The following is a 21,736-nucleotide window of genomic DNA, read 5'->3' on the forward strand; positions in this document are numbered from 1 at the left end:
GCGCCGAACAGCGCCTTGACGCGGTCGATCGCGAGCTGCTCGACGATATCGACGTTTTCGCAGCCGCCGTAATAACGCTTACCGGGATAGCCTTCGGCGTATTTGTTGGTGAGCTGCGAACCCTGCGCGGCCATGACGGCGGGCGAGGTGTAGTTTTCCGACGCGATGAGCTCGATGTGCTCTTCCTGGCGGCGGTTCTCGAGTTCGATCGCGGCGAAGAGTTCGGGATCGACGTTGGCGATGGAAACGGCGCGTTTGAACATGGTTTTCCAGTTTCGGTTTGACGAGGCAGCCGCGAAATCGGGCGGTGTATCGGCTCTCAGGTTCCAGCGTGGTGTTGATTGCCCCAGGCCGTGCAGCTATTTAAGAACATGCGCGCCGGGCGCGATAGAACGATTGCGACAAGCCGCAGGGATGGGTTTCAGGCTTCGCACATTGCGCTATCGAGCGCATGCGGACGCGTGGTGCGATAAGCGCCCGGCGACGCGTCGAATTCCTTGCGAAACTCGCGCCCGAGATGCGAGGCGTCCGAGAATCCGCACGACATGGCGATATCGGCAACCGTGCGGTCGGAGCCGGTCAGCATCCACGCGGCCATGCGCACGCGCATCTGGCGGCCGTAGACATTGGGCGATTTGCCGGTCTCGGCAACGAACAGCCGCTCGAGCTGGCGCACGGAGGTGTCGACGCGCCGCGCCAGTTCGGTCAGCGAGAGCGGATTCGCGATGTGCTGTTCCATGATGAGAATCGCGCGGCGCACCTTCGGATGCGAAGCGGGATCGAGACCCGGCGGATAGGGTTGGGGCGCGTTGCCGCGCTGCGCATCGTCGACGATCAGGATGCGCTGGGCTTTCTGCACGATCGCCGCGTCGAGATGCCGTAAAAGAATCGCGGCGGCCACGTCGATCGACGCGCGACCGCCCGAGCAGGTGATGCGCGCGCGATCGATCACGAACAGACGGTCGGCGATCAGGTTCGATTCGGGAATCGCGGGAAAGCGCTCGACGAAATCCCAATAGTGAAACCAGCTCACGCAGATCCGGTAGCCGTCCATCACGCCCGCGCGGGCGAGCGCGAATGCGCCCGTGCAGATGCCGACCAGCGTGGCGCCGCTCGCGGCGGCGGCGCGAATGAAGCGATGCGTCGCCTCGCTGGCCGAGGGCCCGGAATGCAGCAGACCGCCCACCACCAACAGGTAATCGAACGTGCCGGCTTCGTCGAAGGTCGTCCACGGCGTGACCTGAATGCCGCAACTGGCGCGAATGGGCGCGAGCGATTCGGCGACGATGGTCCACGAGCAGCGCACGGGGCGGCTCATATCGCCGTCGTCGCTCGCGAGGCGCAGCAGATCGACGAATCCCGAGAACGCGGTCAGCGTGAAATTCGGCAGCAGGACAATGCCGAATCGAATCGGCTGACGCGTTTCGGAATGAAGAGGGGCGATCGGGTGAGACATGGAAAACCGGAGTTAAACGCCGCGATTCAGTGCGGCTGCATCGCGTCGTGCTCGACGGCGACGACGTTGCGGGCCGTGCGTGCGCGCAGTCCGAACGTGACGTAATAGAGTACGCCGGGCACGAGCAGGCTCGGAATCCAGCTCACATCCGCGCCGATGAGTTTCGCGAAGTAGCTGTGATAGAACGAGAGGTCCATGAATGGCAGCGTGCTGGCGAATCCGGCGCAGTAGATTGCGATGGTCTTGTAGTTGAAAGTGCCGTAGTGGCCGCGCGCGTCGTACATGTCTTTCACGCTGTATGCGCCGCGGCGCACGAGGTAGTAATCGACGAGATTGATCGAACTCCAGGGCACCAGCACGTAAATCTGCGCGTTGAGAATATCGGCGAAATAGTCGGAGAAATGATATTGCGTGGCGATTGCGATCCACGTCGAAACGGCGAAAAGCAGAAACAGCACGACGAATTTGGTGGAGCGGCGAATGCGCGTCATGCTGCGAAAGCCGCTGAAAATCGTCACCGACGACATATACGCGCTATACAGGCTCAATACGTTGAAAACGAGTACGCCGAGCACGATTACAATGAGCGCCGGGCGCGCCCAGCCGCCGAACAACGCGGCGATGGCCGTGCCGGGATCGTTGACCACGGAAGTCGATACCGTGGCGAGCACCGCGCCCAACACCATCACGGCGAGCGAGCCGAGCAGGCCGCCCAGATAGGTGTACCAGAACGTGTCGCGCGTGCGCACGCTGTCCGGCAGATAGCGCGAATAGTCCGCGACGTAAGGGCCGAAACCGAGCGTCCACGAAGCCGCTTGCGCGACCACGAGATTGAAAGCGCCCACGGAAAAGCCGTGTTTCGCGGTTTGCAGCGTGACGTGCACGTGCGGCGAGAAAACCAGAATCAGCGCGGTGGCCGCGAAGACGAGAATCGACAGCACCGTCATGGTCGCGCCAAAGCGGTGAATCAATTCATAGCCGATATAGCTGATCACGAACGTCAACGCGCCGAATACGATAATCGCGGCATTGTCGGACATCGGGTAAATCGACTTGATCGATTCGCGCATCACTACGCCGTCGGCGGCGACGAACAGCACATAGGCGAGCGTCACGATCACGAGCGGCAATGCCGCGCCATACACGCCGAATTGCGCGCGGCTCTGGATCATCTGCGGAATGCCCAGATGCGGCCCTTGCGCGGAATGCGCCGCCATGAAAATCGTGCCGATCACATTGCCTACGACGAGCGCGACGAGCGTCCACGCGAGACTCATGCCCGCGACGATGCCCAGCGTGCCGACCACCAGTGCGGTCACCTGCATGTTGGCGCTGAACCAGATCGTAAACAGCCGCTTGGGCGTGCCGTAACGCTCGCCATGCGGAATAAATTCGATGCTGCGATTTTCGACATCCATGACGGGGTCTCCCTCCGGGTTGACCGTCACGCGTGCGTGCATGGCGCGCGTGACGGTGTGATGCGCCCACTCTAGGAGAGGCTTTTTTTGGCCACTATCGGATATCGGCAACCCAGGGTCGATACGGAACGCGGGGCGCGGCGCGGAGAATCAGAGCGCGGAAAAACCGTTGTCCACGAAGAGATGTGCGCCATTCACAAAACTCGATTCGTCAGACGCAAGAAAGAGCGCGGCGGCGGCCACTTCGGACGGTTCGCAGAGTCGGCCCTGTTGCTGCGCGATCGAGTTTTCCGACACATCGACGCCCATCGCGCGCAATTGATCGATTTCGCGAATTCCGTGCGGCGTGCGAATGAAACCCGGCGCTATGGCGTTGCAGCGGATGCCGCGTTCGCGATATTCGATCGCGATCGCGCGCGCGAACATATGGCAGGCGCCCTTGGTGGTGTCGTACAGCACTTCGCCGGGCGTCGCGCACACGGCGGAAATCGACGACGTGCAAATGATCGTGCCCGCCGCTTTTTCCAGCATTTGCGGCAGGACCGCCTGCGTCATCAGATACATGCTTTTGACGTTGACGGCCATGAGCCAGTCCCATTCGTCTTCTTCGATATCGAGGAATGGTTTGACGATCAGGGTGCCCGCGTGATTGAACAGCACGTCGGCGGGGCCGAAGGTTTCGCGCGCGGCGGCAACGGCACGCGCGACGTCCTGTTTGCGCGCGACATCGGCGCCAAAACCGGCGGCGCTCAAACCTTCGTCGCGCAGTATCGAGGCGAGCGTTTCGGCGGCGTCGCCGTCACGGTCGATGATCGCGACGCGCGCACCCTGCCGCGCGAACAGCGTCGAAGCGGCCGCGCCGCATCCTCCCGCACCGCCACTGATGATGGCGACCTTGCCGGCGAGCCGGCCGTCGAGTCGAGCGTTCATGATTCGTTATCCTGTGTTGCATGGCGCATGAGCGCGCCAAGGGCCAGTCGGCGCGACCGCTCGAAAGCGGCGCGGCGTGCGCATCGCAGATTAGATTTCGGCTGAACGCGTGACTATCGGATTTCGGCAATCGCGGGTTTTCCCCGGTTTTTGCAGGGCATTTTGACGCGCGAGGGTTTTCGCTAGAATGGACCGGATAGTGAATGAGTGAATTCCGAGTTCCGAGCCTGATGCGTATGCGCACCGATTCCCGTCTTCTCGCAGATCAGCCCGAGCGCGCCGTCCAGGCGATGCGTTCGGTCGCGTTTTGCGCCTTCACGGACGTGGATGAACAGGCCCGCATTTTCAGTGGCTGGGATCTCGATTACACGCAGATTTCGCGCGGCGCGTTCAGCGGCTCGTCGTCCATTGCGTCGATAGGCGGCGTGCGCGTGCTGGTCGAGCATCTCGACAAGGTCATTCTTCAGCGCGGCTCGGTGCCCGCGGGGAGGATTGCGATTGCGGTGCCGCTCGAACTCGACGGCCATGCGCGCATGTGCGGACACGCAAGCGGTCGCGACAGCCTGCACGTATTTTCGAGCGTTGAGGAATTCGAATTCTTTTCGCCCGATCATCACGTGCTTGCGAACGTCGAAATTCATGTCGATGAAATCGACAGCGACGCGTTGCGTGTATTTGCGGGCTCGCTTGCCAAAACCGATATGGCGCCCGTCGTGCCGATGAGCGAAGCCACGGCGCAGCGTTTTCGCGACGTGCTGCGCCACGCGCTGTCGATCACCGTGACGCAGACCGGGCGCGAGCGTGCGATGGCGTTGCAGGGCGCGGTGTTGTCGCTGTTGTCGGAGGTGCTGGAACACGGCGCACGCGATCAAACGCGCAGCGTTGCGCCGCATGCGAGCCATGCGGCGCTGGTCGCGGCCACGCAGCGGTGTCTCGAAGTGGCCGAAACCTGCCCGCTGTCGATCGCGGAGTTGTGCGGCCAGCTAGGCGTGAGCCGCAGAACGATTCAGTACGCGTTTCAGCATGTGCTCGATCTGAATCCCGTGGCGTATCTGCGCGCGGTTCGGCTCAATCACGTGCGCCGCGCATTGCGCAGCGGCGATTCGGTCACGGCGGCGGCCACGAAATGGGGCTTTCTGCATCTCGGCAGTTTCGCGCAGGACTATCGCACCATGTTCGGCGAACTGCCTTCGGAGACGGTGCGCCGTTGCCGGCGTGCGAGCGTTTGAATGTCGCGAGGTTTGAATCACCCGTGGATCACGCTTGATTCAGGCGCAATTCATTCAGGCAAAACTCAGCGGCACATCCAGCCCTTCCGGAATCGCATAGTCGGTCATATGACGGCGCGACAATTCCCAATGCGCTCTCACGAGTTCGCCCGCGCGTTCGGTATCGCGGCGCTCGATCGCGTCGATGATTTCATCGTGCTGATCCGCTGCCTGATGCATCTCGTGCTGCATGTTTTCAGTGGCGGGGTAGCGATAAAAGGTCTTGCCCAGACGCGCGTGATCGATCAGCAGGCGGCGCAGGCTGGGCATCAGATAGTCGTTCTGCGCCATCGTGCCGATTTCGAGGTGGAACTGGTCGTTGTAGAGCACCCGGTTTTCCACGTCGTGCGCGTCGATGGCCTGGCGGAAATGCTTCTGGATGGCGCGCAGTTTCGCGATGTCGGCGGCGGTGGCGTTGGCCGCCGCGAGTTGCGTCGTCGCGACGTAAATGAGCGGTGCGGCCAGAAAGAAACTGCGCAGCGAGTGATAGTTCATCGACGACACTCGCGCCGCGCGATTGGCTTCCAGCTCGATATACCCCTCGGCCGCCATCTGGCGCATCAGTTCGCGCACGGGCGGGCGTGAGAGGCCGAATTCCTCGCACAGCGCCAGTTCGTCCACCACGGCGCCCGGCTTCAGTTCCATGCTGACGATGCGGCGGCGCAGGGTTTCGGCTAAAACCGCCTTGCGGTCGATGGGGGCGTTGCTGTCGATCTGGAACTCGTCGGGGCTCGATTTCATGGGGATTCTCTGTCTACCTTTTGTGTACTATAAAGCGACGGACAGAAAATCTCCAGATGACGCCTCGGGCGCGGTTTGCGCGAGGCGTGCTCCGCGGCCGGTCAAACGCGCTCCCCAATTCGCTTTTCTACGGCTTCGGCTTCGTTCGCGGCGGCCTTGCGCGCGGCCTTTCCCGGTCGGCGAGGGCGCGTGGCGATCCAGCACAGAATCGATCCCGCGCAGACCATCAAGGCGCCGTGCCAGAACGCGTCGGAGAGCGGCGCGTGCAGCAGCGTGGCGGCCAGGGCGGCGGAAATCACCGGAATGAAATACGACGCGCCCGCGAGCACCGTGGCGTTGCCATGCAGAATGCCGATGTTCCAGGCCGCGTAGCCGAAGCCCATCGCCGCCGCGGCCAGGAACAGATAGATCAGCGCGGGCGTGTCGAAGTGCATCGCGCCGCCGCCTTCTAGCGCGAATTTGAGCCACAGCACCGCCGAAACGAGCATGAAGAACGGCGTCACGCCGTTCTTGCCGTTCGCGATGCGCGCCGTCACCGTGCAGTACGCAGCCCAGATCAGCGCGCCGCTGAACGCGAGGCCGTAGCTCAGCGGGTTGTCCTTGACGTTGCCGAGCATGCCCGCGAGGTCGATGCCGCGATCACCGCCCAGCACCCAGCCGATGCCGAGCATCGAGAGCACGAAACCGGGCACGACGAGCAGATTGGCCTTCTGCTTGTTGAAGACGATGGCCGAGATCAGCGTGAAGGTCGGCCACAGATAATTGACCATGCCGACTTCGATCGCCTGCCGGCCGTTATCGGCATAACCGATCGAGAGCGAAAGGCACAGTTCGTAGGCGACGAATAGCAGACTTCCCCAGATCAGATAATTTCGCGGAAATTGCCTGAGATTGGGGAAGCCGACCGTCAACGCGAGAAAGACGGACGCCACCGTGTACATCATGGCGGCGCCGCCGGTCGCGCCCAGACTTTCGCTGACCCCGCGAATCAGGGCGACGATCGACGCCCACAACATGATTGCGACGAGCCCGATCAGCGTGGCCGTATCCTTTTTCATACCTCGAATCTGCCTTGATAATTCATATTCCCCACGCGCGCGCCATGGCCGGCAGCGCAAGTCCGGCCACGGCGAGCACGCCGAATGCACCTGACCGGTCAAGCGTCAGGCGGGTGCAGGCATTCACGCGGGCGTATCGATCCAGATCGTCTTGATCTCGGTGTATTGATCGTGCGCCCAGATGGACTTGTCCCGGCCGCCGAAACCCGACTCCTTGTAGCCGCCGAACGGTGTCGTGATGTCGCCTTCGCCGAAGCAGTTGACGGTCACGACGCCCGCGCGGATCTCGCGCGACAGGCGGATCGCGTGGTTCAGGTTGCTGGTGTAGACCGAAGCGGCGAGGCCATAGACCGAGTCGTTCGCGAGCGCGATGGCTTCGTCGAGGTCCGTGAACGTCGTGACGGCGAGCACCGGTCCGAAGATCTCTTCCTGGAACAGGCGGCTCGTCGAACTCACGCCGTCGACCACGGTCGGCTCGACGAAGATGCCGCGCTCCGTGTCGCCGCCGAAGGCCACGCGCAGTTGCTCCGTCTGCGCCTGCACGAGATACGAGCGGACCTTCTCGAAGTGCGACTGGCTGACCATCGCGCCGATGCGGTGTTCGGGATCGAGCGGATCGCCCATCTTCCATTCGCGCATCTGCACGCCGATGCGTTCGAGCAGCGCGTCCTTGATGTCGGCATGCACGATCAGGCGCGAGGACGCCGAGCAGTTTTCGCCCATGTTCCAGAACGCGCCGTTGACGACGTGCTGCGCAACGGTATCGAGATCGTCGGCGTCCTTGAGCACCACGGCCGGATTTTTGCCGCCGCACTCTAACACAATCCGCTTCAGATTGGACTCGGCCGCATAGTGCAGGAAGCGCCGGCCCGTGGCGGTGGAGCCTGTGAAGCTCACCATGTCGACGTCCATGTGCAGGCCCAGCGGCTCGCCCACTTCCTGGCCGCCGCCCGGCAGCACGTTGAAAACGCCCGCCGGCACGCCCGCTTCGTGCGCGAGTTCGGCCACGCGCAGCGCCGTGAGCGTGGTTTCCTTCGCGGGCTTCACGACGATCGAGCAACCGGCGGCCAGCGACGGACCGATCTTCCACGCGAGCATCAGCAGCGGGAAATTCCACGGCAACACGAGACCGACCACGCCGATCGGCTCGCGCACGACCAGCGAGAGCGCGCCCGATCCGACCGGCGCGGTGGAGTCGTAGATCTTGTCGATCAGCTCGGCGTGCCAGCGAATCGTATGAATCGTTTCGGGCACGTCGGTGTTCTGGCACTCGCGAATGGGCTTGCCGCTGTCGAGGCTTTCCATCGTCGCGAGTTCGTGCGCGTTTGCTTCGAGCAGATCGGCGAACTTCAGCAGAATCGACTTGCGTTGCGAGGGCGGCAGCTTGCGCCAGCGGCCGTCGCGATACGCCGCGCGGGCGCTGGCCACGGCGCGATCGACGTCGGCGGCGTTGCAGGCGGCGATGTGCGCGAGCACCTCGTTCGTGGCCGGGTTCGTGGTGGCGAACGTCGCGCCCGACACCGAAGGCTGGAATGCGCCGTCGATGAACGCCTCGGTCGGCAAGGTCAGCCGCGCGGCCAGCGCGGCGTATTCCTGAGCGGAAAGCAGATCGGCCATCAGCCCTGGCCTCCGGTCACGGCCGCCACTTCGCGCTTGAGCGCCGTGACGATGGTGTGCAGGCGCTGCTTCTCGTCGTCATTGAGACCCTTGAGCGGCGCGCGCACGCCGCCACTGCGCAAGCCGATGATTTCGCAGCCGTGCTTGATCGACTGCACGAACTTGCCTTCTTCGAGGAAGTCCATCAGCGGCAGCATCGCGGACATGATGCGGCGGCCCTTGTTGAAATCGTTTTCCACGGCGCACGCCTGGTACAGCGCGATGTGCTCGGCGGGCAAGAAGTTCGAACCGGCGCAGACCCAGCTGCGCGCGCCCCATGCGAAGAATTCCAGCGCCTGATCGTCCCAGCCGCACGACACGGACAGAGTCGGAAACTCGCGCGCCAGCATGTGCAGTTGACCCGTCTGGCCCGAGCTTTCCTTGATCGCGACGAAGTTCTTCGAAGCCTTCGTGACGATCTCGAAGAATTCGCGGCCCATCGAAACGCTCATGCGGCCGGGGTAGTTGTACAGCATGATCGGCAGGTCGGCGGCGCGGTCGATGGCGAGCGCGTGCTCGGCGTTTTCCTGCTCGGTCGGCAGCGCATAGGGCGGCGAGCCGACCAGAATCGCATCGGCCTTGATCGCCTTCGCGGCCTTCGCGTATTCGACCGAATCTTCCGTGCGCACGGCGCCCGTGCCGATGATCAGCGCGGTGCGCGAGCCGATCACTTCCTTCGCGAGCTTGCCGAGATCGAAGCGTTCCTGCGCGGTGTGCGCGTAGTACTCGCCCGTCGAGCCGCCGATGATGATGCCGTGCACGCCCGCGGCAATCAGCGATTCGAGCACTTCGGCAAAGGCTTTGTTGTCGATCTGTCCGGCGGCGTCGAGGGGCGTGATGGCCGGGGTGTAGATGCCTTCGAATTTCATGATGACTGTTTCCGTGAAGATTGAAATGAGGGAGCGTCGGATCGACGGGTTCAGTGATTGAGCGAAGCGGCTTCCTGCAGGCTCAGCGAACGCGTTTCAGGCGCGAGCGCAAGCGAGGCAGCAAGACCGACGAAGGACACGGCCGCGGCCGCATACATGGTGTTGCCGATGCCGATGCTGTTGAGCGCGATCGGCACGAGCCAGGTGCCGATCGCCGCGCCGATGCGCGAGAGCGATGCGCCCATGCCTACCGCGAAGGCGCGGATATCGGTCGGGAAAATTTCGTTGGGGTAGACGAGTTGCAGCACCTGAGCGCCGCCGATCAGCACCGCATAGGCGCCGAACAGCACGAGAATCAGAATGGCCGAGCCGTTCGAGCACGCGCCGAGCGCGAGCAGCGCGAGCGCCGACCACAGGAAGCTGTGGATCACCATCGCGCGGCGGCCCAGCACGTTGATGACGCGCGTGGCGATGATGCAGCCGACCACGAACAGCAGCGTGATGGCGACCGAGCCGAGCGATTCCCAGCGGCCGGTCAGATTGAGCGCTTCGAGCACGCGCGGCGCGAACGAATAGACCGCGAACACGGGAATCACCGAGCAGCTCCAGAACAGCGTGACGAACAACATGCGCTTGCCGTAGCCGGAATGCAGCAGCGACCACAGCGAGATCTTCTTTTCGGCCTTTTCTTCAGGCAGATTGTTCAGCGAAAAATCGGGACCGTAGACCTTCTTGATGATCGCTTCGGCTTCGGCCTTGCGTCCCTTGCTGAGCAGCCAGCGCGGCGACTCGGGCGTGCCGATGCGCACGACGAACAGCACGATGCCGATCACGGCGGGACTCGCGAGCACCCAGCGCCACGCATCGTGCGCGCCGCTGCTCAGAATCAGATTGCCGACGATATACGCGAGCGCCGCGCCGAGGAACCAGATGATCGTCAGCAAGGCGAGACGCGGGCCGCGATATTTGCGCGGCATGAATTCGACCAGCAGCGAACCGGCCACCGGATATTCGATCCCCACGCCGATGCCGATCAGGAAGCGCAGGAAGAACAGCGCCTCGCCGGATTGCACCCAAAGCTGTGCGAGCGAGCAGACGAAGAAGATAACGGGCCCGAAAAAATAGGGCTTCTGGCGACCCAGGCGGTCGGACAGCCAGCCGCCCGCGAAGCCGCCCACGAAGATGCCAATCAGCGCCGAAGCGGCCACCATGCCTTCCCAGAAACTGGTCAGACCGAGCGCCGAGGAAAACTGCACCATCGCCACGCCGATGATGCTCAGGACATAGCCATCCATGAGCCAGCCGCCGCTCGAACGGATGGTCAGCAACTGATGGAATCCATTGAGCGGAACGTCCTCGATGGATACGTGATTGTTCGACATTGCCAGTCTCCTTCCATGAAAAGGGACGCAATGATTCGTTATACGAATCATGTCTGTCGCGTCCTGTGCTTCGTATAAGGTGCGATCGGTCTATATGCTGATTTGCCGGTTTATCGCGTTGCTTCGCGGTCGATATGCGAATCTGGATGCAAATCAGGCTTCGAGTCCTGCCTTGCGCTGTCCCCACCAGAGTGTTGCGTTCACGCCCACCGAGAGGAACGGCTCGGGCGGCGCCTTGTTGGGGCCGGACGTGTCGAGCAGGAAATTCGTCAGTTCATTGGGCTTGCCCGCGAGCCAGTCGGCGAGCAGCGTGCCCGTGACCGTGCCGCGCGTGATGCCGAGTCCGTTGCAGCACAGCGCGCCGTAGACGTTCGGCGCGAGTTGCCCGAAAAAGCCCTTGTGATTCTGCGAAAGCGCGAGCGAACCACTCCAGGTGTACTCGAAATCGACCTGCGGCAACATCGGGAAACGCCGTTCGAACGACAGGCGATGACGTTGCGCGAAGCGGTCGAGGCATTGCTCTCTGGGGCGGCCGTCGGGATTGAACGAGAAACTGTTGCGCACGAGGATGCGGTTGTCGTGCGTGCGGCGCAGCGTGCTGCCGAACGGGTCGGCGGGAATCACGCCCCAGACCGGCTTGCCGCCGAGTTCGGCCTGCTCCGCGGCGGTCAGCGGCCGCGTGAGGCTCGCGTAGAGAAACACCGGCAACATCGTGCGCGCGAGGAAGCCGAAGCGCATGCCGAACGCGTTGTTGGCGAGCACCAGTTTGTCGGCCACGATGCGGCCGTTGCGATGCGCGAGCACGATCTTCTCGCCGTAATCGACGTCGGTGATCGCGGTGCCTTCGTAGAGCGTGACGTTGGGCGGCAGGCAATCGGCGAGACCCTTGACGAGACCCGACGGCTGCACGAGCACCGTGCCCGGCGTGAACAGCGCCTTGCGATAAAACGACGTGCCGATATGTTCGGGCAGCGCCGCGCCGTCGATCACCTGATACGGCTGACCCAGTTTGTCGAGACCTCGGCGATACGCGTCGAGCACGGCCACGCCGCGTTCTTCCACGGCCGCCTGGTATTTGCCGGACGCGGTCATATGGCAGTCGATGCCGTGCTCGTCGACCAGATCGCGCAGGATGGTCTGGCCGAGCAGGTTGAGCTTGAGCGTGGTGCGGGCGGTGTCGATGTCGCCGATGTAATCGTCCGCGCCGATGTCGTGCGGCAGGTCGATCGCGAAACCGGCATTGCGCCCCGAGGTGCCGAAGCCGACCTCCTGGGCGTCGATCAGCACGATTTCGTCGTCGGGGAAATTCAGGGCGAGCTGCCGGGCGGCGGCGAGGCCGGTGAAACCGGCGCCGATGATCGCCCAGCGAGCCTGCGATTCTCCCGTGTGGCCAGGCCTGGGCGTGCGTGCGCGACTCGTGTGATACCAGCCACACATCTTGTCGTCCGCGGGGAGCGAGGTAACCGTTTGCATTGCTAATTCCAATATCGCTTTTGAAACCCACTGCACCTTCGGGTGATCGCGCACCGGATGCATGCGCTGCCCCCTCGGGGCCGTACAGCGCGACGGCGTCTTCCAGACCATCGGTTGGATTCTGTATTCCGTCGTCCAACATTGCTGTATACAAATTGTAGACGCAGTATAGGTTTGAATAAGACTGAACCAGAATAAGGGTTTACGCGCTGAGATTACGCATCGCCGGCGAGACGGTACGCGCCTGTATCGGGCAAGGGTTTTCCCTTGGACTGAGCGGCGAAAGAGGGTGGCAAGGCAGGCCAGGCGAGGCGGCGAGCGCAAGCCGCGGGTGGGGGCGCACTGTCGCGACCGTTATAGGGACGGTCGGAACGGTTCTATATCCGGCGTTATTGGCTCGGGATCATGAAGGCGATCAAAGGCAATGGCCTGACGATGTCCCCGACAAAAACACGGAGGAGGAAGACAGATGCGACAGATTGATAGGCAAGCCGGTTTGATCGATGGCGCGCCCGCGGGTTACGCGGAACCTGGCCGCAGCGCTGGCGCGAGTTCCGGGTCGCACCGGCTCTCCGATGGGCTCAAGCAGCGGCATGTGGTGATGCTGTCGATCGGCGGCAGCATCGGCGCGGGGCTGTTCGTCGGTTCGGGCCACGCGATTGCGGAAGCGGGGCCCGCCGCCGTGCTGGCCTATGTGTTCGGCAGCCTGCTGGTCGTAACGGTGATGCGCATGCTCGGCGAGATGGCGTGTGCGATGCCCGACTCCGGCTCGTTCTCCACCTATGCCGACAAGGCGATCGGCTCGTGGGCCGGTTTCACGATCGGCTGGATGTACTGGTGGTTCTGGGTGCTCGTCGTGCCGCTCGAAGCGACGGCCGCCGCGCACATTCTGAACGGCTGGGTGCCCGACGTGCCGGTCTGGCAGATCTCGGTGCTCGTGACGGCCGCGCTCACGGTCGCGAACCTCGCGAGCGTCAAGAATTACGGCGAACTGGAGTTCTGGTTTGCGATCATCAAGGTGGCCGGCATTCTGCTGTTTATCGGCTGCGGGATTGCGGCGATCGCGGGGCTGATGCCGTCCGTCCACCTCACGCCGTGGCACACGCTGACCGGTCATGGCGGATTCATGCCGCGCGGCATGGCGCCGATCGTCGGTGCGTTGCTGACGACGATGTTCACGTTCCTCGGCACTGAAGTGGTGACGATCGCTGCGGCGGAATCGGAAAATCCCGCGCGGGAAATCGGCCGCGCGATTACCTCGGTGGTCTGGCGCATTTCGCTGTTCTATATCGGCTCGGTGCTCGTCATCATTTGCACGGTGCCCTGGAACGACGCCGATCTGACGGGTCTCGGCGCGTATCAGGCCGTGCTGCGCAGCTTCCATATTCCGTACGCGCGACTCATTACCGACGGCCTCATTCTGGTCGCGGTCGGCAGCTGCCTGAACTCAGCGCTGTATACGGCATCGCGCATGATGTATTCGCTCGGCCGGCGCGAGCAGGCGCCGCGCTTCGTCACGCGCACGACCGCGAGCGGCGTGCCGGCGCGCGCCGTGATGGCGTCGAGCCTCGTGGCGTTCGTGGCGTGCGGGGCGAATTATCTTGCGCCGAAATATGTCTTCGACGCCTTGCTCTCGACGACCGGCGCGATCGCGCTGCTGGTCTACCTCGTGATTGCCGTGAGCCAGTTGCGTCTGCGCCAGCAACTCGTGTCCGCCGGGCCGTTGAAGGTGCGGATGTGGCTGCACCCCTTCCTGGGCGTGCTGGTCGTTGCGTTGATCTGCGGCGCCTTCGTGGTGATGGTGCTCAGCGAAGATCACCGCGGCGAAGTGATCGCCACGTTGGGGTGTTGCGTGGCGCTCGCGGCGGTGGGTTATCTGCGTCAGCGGCGCGCTTGAACCACGACGTCCTCGCCCGTTTGCGTGCGCGGGCGAGGGCGTCGAATGCGTCTTGCGATGTCGCGTGATTGCGCGTTCAACGATCGGATTGCAGCGCCGGCAGTTCGTCGTAGCGTTTCAGGCGGTAAATGAGGAACGAAATCACCCACGCAAAAATAAACACGCCGATGATGACGAAGCCGAGGTTGTTGAAATTGTCGTTGAGGCTGCCGATCACGTTCCAGAAGCCGCCCTTGAGGTCGAAGTGATCGGCGAGCAGACCGAGTGTTTCGATACCGCCGATGAGCACCGCGACCGCGACGGAAACGAGCGTGATCGTGAGGTTGTAATAGAGCTTGCGGATGGGGCGCACGAAGGCCCAGTCGTAGGCGCCGAGCATCAGGATGCCGTCGGTCGTATCGACGAGCGACATGCCCGCCGCGAACAGCACCGGAAACACGAGCACCACGCCCATCGACACGCCTTGCGCCGCCTGGCTCGCGGAAATGCCCAGCAGGCTCACTTCGGTCGCGGTGTCGAAACCGAGCCCGAACAGAAAGCCGAGCGGCAGCATCCACAGCGGTCGAGACACGAGGCGAAACAGCGGGCGGAACAGGCGCGAAAGCAGGCCGCGGCTGTTCAACAGCAGATCGAGGTCGTCGTTGTCGTAGCGCTCGCCGCGCCGGACCTTGCCGAACGCGCGCCACACGCCGCGCAGAATGACGATGTTCATCGCGGCGATCAGAAACAGAAACAGCGCGGAGACGCTCGTCGAAATGACCCCGCCGATATCCTTCCACGCCTCGAAGCGGCTTTCGAGCGCCGCCGCCGTCGCCGCGACGGCAATCGCCACGAGCAGCACCACGGCCGAGTGACCGAGCGCGAAAAAGAAACCTACGGAAACCGGACGCCGGCCGTCCTGCATCAGCTTGCGGGTGACGTTGTCGATGGCGGCGATATGGTCGGCGTCGACGGCATGACGCAAGCCGAAACCATAGGCGAGCAGGCCGGTGCCGAGCAGCAGCGGCTGCGCGTGAAAGGCGATGAACGCCCAGATCCACGCGCCGATATTGAAGACCGCGAGCACGGCGTAAATGCCGGCGACGCGACGGCGAAGGGTTCCCGGCGCAGCGGCCGGTTCGAGAGCGATGGACATGTGACAGATCCTGAGGTCGGGGCTGTCCTGCAACGAAGCACCGCGCGAAGCGGTGGTTTGCGCATTGGGACACCCCGCCCGTTGCGGCTGCATGGACCTCGGTCGATGGCAGGTCTCCTGGCTTGCGGGTCACGGTTCTCATGCCCGCCTTCCCGGTTTCCCAGTGGCGCCGAATGGCACGAACTCGCCGCTTACAGTTGCGGGGGCAGCCGCAGACTCGACGCAAGGCGTCGTCACTGCGTTCCCTTTTGATCCCGTCGCCGGGAACCATCAGCCCGCAAGCGTAATGGGCGGACGGCCCAGACGTCAATTGCACACGAGAAAAAAGCCTGGATTCGATGGCGAGGTATTCGATGGCGTGCGCTTGCGCTTGCGGTTGCCATTGCCGGTACGTCAGGCTTCGCGCCCGGCCCTGTCGATCATCCATTGCCCGAAGGCCACGACGGCTTCGTCGCGCGCGCGATCGGCGTTCATTACCAGCGTGTAGTCGGGTGCGCGCCATCCCGGCGCGGCAATCGGGCAGACGAGCCGCCCGGCGGCGATGTCCCGAGCAATCAGCGGCAGCGACGCGAGCGCGACGCCCAGGCCTTCTACCGCGCTCGCCAGCTGGAGATAGGTGTGGTCGAGTTCGATTTCACGGTGCGGCTGTAGATCAGCGGCGCCCGCCTCGCGCAGCCAGCTCGCCCATGCGGACCGCGTGGTGCTCGAATGCAGCAACGTGTGGTGGCGCAGGTCCGCCGCTTCCCGAATCGGATGCCGATGCAGAAGCGCCGGGCTGCACGCGGGTAGCCGCACGTCGGCCATCAGCGCACGGGAGATCACACCGTCGCCGGTTTCCGGCCCCGCGCGCACGCCGATATCGAACGCGTGGCCGATGTAGCGCAATTTGCGCGAGGTCGTGGACAGCCGCAGATCGATCTCGGGATAGCGGCTGCGGAAATCTTCCAGACGCGGCAGCAGCCATCCCAGTGCGAAACTGGGCTGCACATTCACGCGCACGATGCCCGACACGCGAACCGGCACATCATGGTGGCGCAAGCGACTTGCCGCCGTGGCGAGCCGCTCGAATGTGCTGCTCACGTCGCCGAGCAGCGCGGCGCCTTCGTCGGTCAGGACCACGCCGCGCGCACGCCGCTCGAACAGCGGCACGCCGAACCAGTCCTCCAGCAGACGGATCTGCTTGCCGACCGCCCAGTGCGTGACGTGCAGGCTCGCCGCCGCCGCGGTCAGGCTGCCGTGCTGCGCGACCGCCTCGAAATAGCGGAGCGCATTGAGTGGCGGAAGCTTTTCGCCGCTTCCTGACGTGTTTCTGGTTCGCGTCATGATGTGACTTTAATTCTCATCTGCGGCGATATTAACTCATTTGATATAAGCTGCCGCCGAACCTACGATTGTCACAATTGTGGCGATCCAGTCCGCGAATTCCCGGTTATTTCTGTCAGCATTCATGCATCGAGGGGCACATGCGCTTCAACTTGTTTTCCGTGTCAGCAGCATTGTCGTCGTCATACCGGACGGATGCCGGCATGCGCTTGCGTGAATGGCGTCAGCCATGACGGGGTATCTGCTGGTTCTGGTCGTCGGCGTGATGGCGGGAACGCTCAGCGGCGTCATCGGCACCGGTTCGTCGATGATGCTGATGCCGCTGCTCGTCTTCTTTTTCGGGCCGCAACAAGCCGTGCCGATCATGGCGATCGGCGCCGTCTTGGGCAACCTCGGCAGGGTCTGCGCCTGGCGAAGCGAGATCGACTGGAAGGCGTTCGGCGCGTATTGCTCGACGGCCGTGCCAGGCGCGGCGCTGGGTGTGCATACGCTGCTGGCGCTGCCCGCGCATTTCGTCGACGTCGCGCTCGGCGTGTTCTTTATCGCCATGATCCCCACGCGTCGCTGGCTCGCGCATCGCGCGGTGAAGATCAAGCTCTGGCAACTGGCGCTGATCGGCGGTCCGGTGGGGTTTCTCACGGGCATCGTCGTCTCGACCGGTCCGATCACCGTGCCGGTGTTCACGTCCTACGGCCTTGAACGCGGAGCGTTTCTTGCCACGGAAGCCGCCGGATCGCTGGCCGTTTACGCGACCAAGATCGTGGCGTTCAAGACGTTCGGCGCGCTGCCGCTGAGCGTGTGGAGCAAAGGGCTGATCGTTGGCGCGGCGTTGATGTCGGGATCGTTCTTCGCGAGAAGCCTGGTCATCCGCATGAAACCGTCGACGTTCCGGTGGCTTGTCGACGGCTTGATGCTGGCGTCCGGCAGTTCGCTGTTGTGGGCGGCGGCGATGCGGTAGCGGGGATAACGTGCGCCGCGGGTTGTGTTATCTGCCCCCGCGTGGCTCGACTCAACGCGATAACTGGACGGGCTTTCACCGCGATCTTCGGCGGCTGCATCGTCTACGCGCGTTCGTCGATCTCGCGGTTCAGCATCTTGTCGATTAAATTCTCGTTTGACGATGGAAGGATAGCGCGCATGAACTCGCCAATCTGTGCAGTGCTTGTGTACGTGCCGGATGTGCCCGCAGCATTGGACTGGTATCAGTCCGCGTTTCGAGGCGCTGTGCGTCGCTCGCTTGAAGCGTTCAATCTGACTTACCTCGAATTCAATGGCGTCAGACTCGAAATCGTTCCTGCCGATGCGAAACTCTCGGCGGGATCGGCGGGTACGGTTGTCTACTGGAGCGTCGATGACTTCGACGAAGCGTTACGGCATTTCCTGCGCGTCGGCGCCACGCTTTATCGAGGGCCCGCACATGTGGAAGACGGCAAGCAGATGTGCATGCTGCGCGACCCCTGGGCCAATTGCATCGGCCTATACGGCTAGGTCGAACTCCCCGTTCAACTTGAACCGCTAGCAAAATCCGTCACCGCCTCGCGGCTTTTCAAACACACCTTGTTTCACGAACGGGAATCCCGCGCAAGCGTCCTGCCCATGACTGCCGAGCCGATATTCAGGTTGACGGCATGCGTGACGTTTTTTGAGGGTTATACGACCTTTGAGTCAATCCGCCTCGGTTCCATAATTTGCGCAGACACCACGCCGGCACACGAGCACCAACGTGATGACGTTCAGTGCTTTCGGCGTGGTCAAACTCGAGCAAAGAAAGGAACTGAACATGAGGCTCAAAAACAAGTCAGCGTTGATTACGGGCGGCACCAGCGGCATTGGTCTCGCGACCGCGAAGCTTTTTATTGCAGAAGGCGCGCGCGTAGCGGTGACAGGCCGCGACGAGACCGTATTCGATCGCGTGAAGGCCGAGCTTGGCGAGCATGCGCTGGTGCTCAAAGGCGATGTGCGGTCGATCGACGACATGCGGGCGATTGCCGCCGAGATGAAAGCGCAGTTCGGCGGCCTGGATATCGTGTTTGCCAACGCCGGTTGGGCGTTCCCTTCCGCGCTCAACGATATCGACGAAAAGCTTTACAGCGAGATCATGGATATCAACGTGAAGGGCGTGGTGTTCACGCTTCAAGCGGTGCTGCCGGATTTACATGAAGGATCGTCAGTCATCCTGAACACATCGTTCGTCGCGCAGACCGGTAAGCACGGTATTTCGTTGACCGCCGCGGCGAAAGCGGCGGTACGATCGCTCGCCCGTAGCTGGTCTTATGAGTTCCTCGACCGGAAAATCCGTTTCAACGCCATCGCGCCCGGTGCGATCGACACGCCGTTGATCAGCCGATGGGGCATGTCCGAGGAATGGGTTCGCGACCGCAAAGCGGAGTTTGCCGAAGCCATTCCCGCAGGCCACCTGGGTCGCGCGGAGGACATTGCCTACGCTGCGCTCTATCTCGCCAGCGACGAATCGGCCTATGTCATTGGCACCGAATTGATTGTCGACGGCGGCGCTTCGCAGCTTTAAGTCCGCCCCTCGCGATTAAAGCGCTTCCGGCTCGCCCATACCTCGATCCCACGTCCACCACGCTTTCACGGTGTGGTGGCTTTCAATCCGGCCCAACCAGGTTGTGCACACGGAGGGGCCGACGCGCAAGGAGAATCATCTTGACCGACAGTAGTGAAAACAAGGCCGCGGACAAATCGCTGAGCGGGGCAGGTCGTTCGCGCCGCGACATGCTGAAGTTCGGCAGCATCGCCACGCTGGGCGCCGTGCTCGGTGGAGGCGCGTTGCTCGGCCACGCGACGCCTGTTTCTGCGCAGGCAGCCGGCAAGGCCGAACTCGCGCCCAGTGATCCGCTCAACATTTTGATTGTCAATTACGACGGCGGCACGCTGCTCGATTTTGCCGGGCCTAGCGAGATTTTTCATCGTCTGCCGAATACGAACGTTCGCTACGCGAGTCTGAATGGCGGCAACGTGACGCTCGAATTCGGCGTCGTGTATGGCAACACGGAACGACTGGCCGATATCGACAAGACCGATCTGATTCTGGTTCCCGGCGGCTCCAATTTAAGCGCGCCGATGCAGCCGGATTATCAGGCGCAGATCAGGCGTCTGGCGGAAAGCGCCAAACACGTGACGTCGGTGTGCAACGGGTCGCTGGTGCTCGCCGCCACCGGCATTCTCAATGGCAAGCGAAGCGCCTGCCATTGGGCTTTCGTCAACAAGCTCTCCGAGTATGGCGCGATTCCCGTGCCGGATCGTTTCGTGGAAGACGATAACGGCCGCTTCATGAGCGGCGGCGGCGTAACGGCAGGTATCGATTTCGCGCTTCGCGTCGCGGCGAAACTGCGCGGTCAGCAAGCTGCCGAATTCACGCAGCTCGTGATCGAATACGATCCCGCGCCGCCGTTCCATTCGGGGCATCCGCGAGATGCACGGCCCGAAATTGTCGCGATGGTGGACAAACAACTGCCCGGTGCGTCCCGTGGACTCGCCCGTATTCCGGGCGTTCGCTGAAATGCGCGGCCTCGTTCGCACACACGCAACGCCTTCGATTCCCACTCCGATTGGACATTCTTCAATGCAACAGATTCGTCGATACGCTGCCGCCGTTGCAGCCTGCTTGACCTTGTGCGCGTTTGCCGCGCCGGCAATGGCTGCCGGCACGCAGCCGCAAACCGAAGCCGCCATCAAAGCCGAGAACGCGCGATGGGCCGATGCCTTCGCACGCGGCGATTATGAGGCGATAGGTCATCTTTATACGCATGAGGGCGCGCTCTTGCCGCCTGGCGGCGACAGAGTGACGGGCGGCGATGCAATTACCGCGTACTTCGTGAAAGCGTATGCTGCGAAAAAACCGGGCGCCGTATCGTTCAGCCATTACGAGTTCTACGGCAATGAGCAGGCGGTAACGGAAGTTTCGGATGCGGAAGTCCGCGACCATGACGGCGAGCTTACCTATCGCGGCAAGCAGATTCTCATTTTCCTGAAGGAAAACGGTGCGTGGAAATTGCAGCGCGACATGTGGAATGATTACGCCGCGCAGCCATCGAATGGAAATTGAGCGTCTGCTGATTTAAAAGTATGACGCCATATCAGCGCGTGCTGTTCATTCGGCTCTCGCGCCGGATCGCCTGCGGCGGGTGGCCATGCAGTTTGATGAAAGCCCTCCGCATCCGCTCCGGATCGGTGAATCCCACGGCCAGCGCAATTTGCTCGATCGGTTCGCTGCCATCTTGAAGGCGCAATCGCGCCGCTTCGACACGCAAACGTTCGACCGCTTTCGCAGGCGTTTCTCCGGTTTCGCGGCGAAATGCGCGTCCAAATTGCCGTGGACTTAAATTGGCGGCATCGGCGAGTCGCTCCACAGGCAGCGCTTCCGCCAGATGTTCGCGTGCGAAGTTCAGCGCAATGCGGATGCGATCCGATTCCGGCTCCATCTGCGACATGGCGGAGAATTGCGATTGGCCGCCCGGTCGACGATACGGCACGACCAGCAGCCTGGACACCGCACGCGCGACGTCCGCGCCCATGTCGCGCTCGATCAGTCCGAGCGCCAGGTCGATTCCGGAGGCAATGCCCGCCGATGTCCAGACGTGGCCGTCCACGATATAGATGCTGTCGCCTTCGACGCGCGTGCGAGGGAAGCGCGATTGCAGCAACGCGGAATATCGCCAGTGCGTCGTGGCTTTTAAACCATCCAGCAAGCCGGTTTCCGCAAGCAGAAAGGCGCCGGTGCAGACGCTCGCGACTCGCGACGCCTTCGCGCCCAATTTCTTCGCCGCTGCGATATTTTCCGGTAACTGCATGGGCTCGATATCGCCGCCGACGAAAACGACGGTGTCGAACCTGCGCCTGCCGACAGGGCGCGTCTCGATGGCAAGACCCGTATTGCCGCGAACCGGGCCGCCCGACTGTGAGATGACTTGCAGATCGTACGGCGTATGGCCCGCGGCGGCGGCCACCTGATTGAATGCCGATAGCGGGCCGCCGAGATCGAGCGCGTCGTGGCCGCTGCAAACAAAGAATCCAATGCGATGCATGGTGCAGTCGTCAGCCGGATAGGAGGGGAAGTCTTATTTTACGGAAATCCCTCGAATTGCGCCTGACGGCTGCCGGCCCGGA

The 21,736-nt window shown here is 62.8% G+C and carries 19 protein-coding genes, 1 pseudogene and 1 riboswitch; of the genes and pseudogenes, 7 read left to right on the forward strand and 13 right to left on the reverse strand.

From position 1 onward, the window contains the following. The 4 genes and pseudogenes from glyA to BMY06_RS36785 form a co-directional block, all read right to left on the reverse strand. Window positions 1-263 (reverse strand): annotated as a pseudogene (gene glyA / locus BMY06_RS36770) (serine hydroxymethyltransferase); the annotation flags it as partial. Between the two features lie 158 nt (window positions 264-421). Beyond that, a complete protein-coding gene (locus BMY06_RS36775; RefSeq protein ID WP_074987741.1) occupies window positions 422-1,456 on the reverse strand; it encodes a GlxA family transcriptional regulator in 1,035 nt (344 codons plus the stop codon). A gap of 26 nt (window positions 1,457-1,482) precedes the next feature. Beyond that, window positions 1,483-2,874: a purine-cytosine permease family protein gene (locus BMY06_RS36780; RefSeq protein ID WP_074987742.1), complete on the reverse strand. Its 1,392-nt coding sequence runs from the start codon at window positions 2,872-2,874 to the stop codon at window positions 1,483-1,485. A 150-nt stretch (window positions 2,875-3,024) separates the two neighbouring features. After that, window positions 3,025-3,804 carry an SDR family NAD(P)-dependent oxidoreductase gene (locus BMY06_RS36785; protein WP_074987743.1) on the reverse strand — a complete coding sequence of 260 codons (780 nt, stop codon included), beginning with the start codon at window positions 3,802-3,804 and terminating at the stop codon, window positions 3,025-3,027. 203 nt (window positions 3,805-4,007) lie between these two features. On the opposite strand from BMY06_RS36785, the gene BMY06_RS36790 reads away from it, so the two are divergent. Next, window positions 4,008-5,033 carry a helix-turn-helix domain-containing protein gene (locus tag BMY06_RS36790; RefSeq protein WP_234774619.1) on the forward strand — a complete coding sequence of 342 codons (1,026 nt, stop codon included), beginning with the start codon at window positions 4,008-4,010 and terminating at the stop codon, window positions 5,031-5,033. A 54-nt stretch (window positions 5,034-5,087) separates the two neighbouring features. On the opposite strand, the gene BMY06_RS36795 is transcribed toward BMY06_RS36790, so the two are convergent. The 6 genes from BMY06_RS36795 to BMY06_RS36820 form a co-directional block, all read right to left on the reverse strand. Further along, window positions 5,088-5,813, reverse strand: coding sequence for a GntR family transcriptional regulator (locus BMY06_RS36795; protein ID WP_074987744.1), 726 nt, complete (start codon window positions 5,811-5,813; stop codon window positions 5,088-5,090). 101 nt (window positions 5,814-5,914) lie between these two features. Continuing rightward, window positions 5,915-6,871 (reverse strand): aromatic amino acid DMT transporter YddG, encoded by a 957-nt coding sequence (gene yddG / locus BMY06_RS36800; protein ID WP_074987745.1) that lies wholly within the window; start codon window positions 6,869-6,871, stop codon window positions 5,915-5,917. Window positions 6,872-6,994: 123 nt separating this feature from the next. Further along, window positions 6,995-8,488, reverse strand: coding sequence for an aldehyde dehydrogenase (locus tag BMY06_RS36805; protein ID WP_074987746.1), 1,494 nt, complete (start codon window positions 8,486-8,488; stop codon window positions 6,995-6,997). Continuing rightward, a complete protein-coding gene (locus BMY06_RS36810; protein WP_074987747.1) occupies window positions 8,488-9,396 on the reverse strand; it encodes a dihydrodipicolinate synthase family protein in 909 nt (302 codons plus the stop codon). The genes BMY06_RS36805 and BMY06_RS36810 overlap by 1 nt, the downstream gene beginning before the upstream one ends. Window positions 9,397-9,446: 50 nt before the next feature. After that, complete coding sequence (locus BMY06_RS36815; RefSeq protein WP_074987748.1) at window positions 9,447-10,778, reverse strand: MFS transporter; 1,332 nt, start codon at window positions 10,776-10,778, stop codon at window positions 9,447-9,449. Between the two features lie 153 nt (window positions 10,779-10,931). After that, window positions 10,932-12,251, reverse strand: coding sequence for an NAD(P)/FAD-dependent oxidoreductase (locus tag BMY06_RS36820; protein ID WP_074987749.1), 1,320 nt, complete (start codon window positions 12,249-12,251; stop codon window positions 10,932-10,934). A gap of 601 nt (window positions 12,252-12,852) precedes the next feature. Between BMY06_RS36820 and BMY06_RS36825 the strand changes: the two genes are divergently transcribed. Beyond that, a complete protein-coding gene (locus BMY06_RS36825; RefSeq protein ID WP_234774658.1) occupies window positions 12,853-14,148 on the forward strand; it encodes an amino acid permease in 1,296 nt (431 codons plus the stop codon). A gap of 76 nt (window positions 14,149-14,224) precedes the next feature. Here the strand turns inward: BMY06_RS36825 and BMY06_RS36830 are convergent, their stop codons facing one another. Both BMY06_RS36830 and BMY06_RS36835 read right to left on the reverse strand, forming a co-directional pair. After that, complete coding sequence (locus BMY06_RS36830; RefSeq protein ID WP_074987750.1) at window positions 14,225-15,283, reverse strand: HoxN/HupN/NixA family nickel/cobalt transporter; 1,059 nt, start codon at window positions 15,281-15,283, stop codon at window positions 14,225-14,227. Window positions 15,284-15,373: 90 nt separating this feature from the next. Next, a riboswitch (cobalamin riboswitch) is annotated at window positions 15,374-15,570 on the reverse strand. A gap of 106 nt (window positions 15,571-15,676) precedes the next feature. Then, window positions 15,677-16,606: a LysR substrate-binding domain-containing protein gene (locus BMY06_RS36835; protein ID WP_074987751.1), complete on the reverse strand. Its 930-nt coding sequence runs from the start codon at window positions 16,604-16,606 to the stop codon at window positions 15,677-15,679. A gap of 229 nt (window positions 16,607-16,835) precedes the next feature. On the opposite strand from BMY06_RS36835, the gene BMY06_RS36840 reads away from it, so the two are divergent. The 5 genes from BMY06_RS36840 (at window position 16,836) to BMY06_RS36860 (ending at window position 20,675) form a co-directional block, all read left to right on the forward strand. After that, window positions 16,836-17,564: a sulfite exporter TauE/SafE family protein gene (locus BMY06_RS36840; protein WP_074987752.1), complete on the forward strand. Its 729-nt coding sequence runs from the start codon at window positions 16,836-16,838 to the stop codon at window positions 17,562-17,564. Between the two features lie 179 nt (window positions 17,565-17,743). Beyond that, window positions 17,744-18,094: a VOC family protein gene (locus tag BMY06_RS36845; RefSeq protein WP_074987753.1), complete on the forward strand. Its 351-nt coding sequence runs from the start codon at window positions 17,744-17,746 to the stop codon at window positions 18,092-18,094. Window positions 18,095-18,386: 292 nt separating this feature from the next. Continuing rightward, entirely contained in the window at window positions 18,387-19,133 is a 747-nt protein-coding gene (locus BMY06_RS36850) for an SDR family oxidoreductase (protein WP_074987764.1), read from the forward strand. Window positions 19,134-19,273: 140 nt separating this feature from the next. Next, window positions 19,274-20,128, forward strand: a complete 855-nt coding sequence (locus BMY06_RS36855; protein WP_074987754.1) for a DJ-1/PfpI family protein — start codon at window positions 19,274-19,276, stop codon at window positions 20,126-20,128. Window positions 20,129-20,192: 64 nt separating this feature from the next. Beyond that, window positions 20,193-20,675: a YybH family protein gene (locus tag BMY06_RS36860; RefSeq protein WP_074987755.1), complete on the forward strand. Its 483-nt coding sequence runs from the start codon at window positions 20,193-20,195 to the stop codon at window positions 20,673-20,675. A 31-nt stretch (window positions 20,676-20,706) separates the two neighbouring features. Here the strand turns inward: BMY06_RS36860 and BMY06_RS36865 are convergent, their stop codons facing one another. Beyond that, window positions 20,707-21,654, reverse strand: coding sequence for a GlxA family transcriptional regulator (locus tag BMY06_RS36865; protein WP_074987756.1), 948 nt, complete (start codon window positions 21,652-21,654; stop codon window positions 20,707-20,709). Window positions 21,655-21,736 lie beyond the last annotated feature (82 nt).

The sequence above is a fragment of the Paraburkholderia tropica genome, from assembly GCF_900109265.1.
In the GTDB taxonomy this organism is placed as follows: Bacteria; Pseudomonadota; Gammaproteobacteria; order Burkholderiales; family Burkholderiaceae; genus Paraburkholderia; species Paraburkholderia tropica.

Coding starts and splice junctions, on each gene's coding strand:
- BMY06_RS36775 (WP_074987741.1), bottom strand. CDS start 1,456: ATGTCTCACCCGATCGCCCCTCTTCATTCCGAAACGCGTCAGCCGATT.
- BMY06_RS36780 (WP_074987742.1), bottom strand. CDS start 2,874: ATGGATGTCGAAAATCGCAGCATCGAATTTATTCCGCATGGCGAGCGT.
- BMY06_RS36785 (WP_074987743.1), bottom strand. CDS start 3,804: ATGAACGCTCGACTCGACGGCCGGCTCGCCGGCAAGGTCGCCATCATC.
- BMY06_RS36790 (WP_234774619.1), top strand. CDS start 4,008: ATGAGTGAATTCCGAGTTCCGAGCCTGATGCGTATGCGCACCGATTCC.
- BMY06_RS36795 (WP_074987744.1), bottom strand. CDS start 5,813: ATGAAATCGAGCCCCGACGAGTTCCAGATCGACAGCAACGCCCCCATC.
- yddG (WP_074987745.1), bottom strand. CDS start 6,871: ATGAAAAAGGATACGGCCACGCTGATCGGGCTCGTCGCAATCATGTTG.
- BMY06_RS36805 (WP_074987746.1), bottom strand. CDS start 8,488: ATGGCCGATCTGCTTTCCGCTCAGGAATACGCCGCGCTGGCCGCGCGG.
- BMY06_RS36810 (WP_074987747.1), bottom strand. CDS start 9,396: ATGAAATTCGAAGGCATCTACACCCCGGCCATCACGCCCCTCGACGCC.
- BMY06_RS36815 (WP_074987748.1), bottom strand. CDS start 10,778: ATGTCGAACAATCACGTATCCATCGAGGACGTTCCGCTCAATGGATTC.
- BMY06_RS36820 (WP_074987749.1), bottom strand. CDS start 12,251: ATGCAAACGGTTACCTCGCTCCCCGCGGACGACAAGATGTGTGGCTGG.
- BMY06_RS36825 (WP_234774658.1), top strand. CDS start 12,853: ATGCTGTCGATCGGCGGCAGCATCGGCGCGGGGCTGTTCGTCGGTTCG.
- BMY06_RS36830 (WP_074987750.1), bottom strand. CDS start 15,283: ATGTCCATCGCTCTCGAACCGGCCGCTGCGCCGGGAACCCTTCGCCGT.
- BMY06_RS36835 (WP_074987751.1), bottom strand. CDS start 16,606: ATGACGCGAACCAGAAACACGTCAGGAAGCGGCGAAAAGCTTCCGCCA.
- BMY06_RS36840 (WP_074987752.1), top strand. CDS start 16,836: ATGACGGGGTATCTGCTGGTTCTGGTCGTCGGCGTGATGGCGGGAACG.
- BMY06_RS36845 (WP_074987753.1), top strand. CDS start 17,744: ATGAACTCGCCAATCTGTGCAGTGCTTGTGTACGTGCCGGATGTGCCC.
- BMY06_RS36850 (WP_074987764.1), top strand. CDS start 18,387: ATGAGGCTCAAAAACAAGTCAGCGTTGATTACGGGCGGCACCAGCGGC.
- BMY06_RS36860 (WP_074987755.1), top strand. CDS start 20,193: ATGCAACAGATTCGTCGATACGCTGCCGCCGTTGCAGCCTGCTTGACC.
- BMY06_RS36865 (WP_074987756.1), bottom strand. CDS start 21,654: ATGCATCGCATTGGATTCTTTGTTTGCAGCGGCCACGACGCGCTCGAT.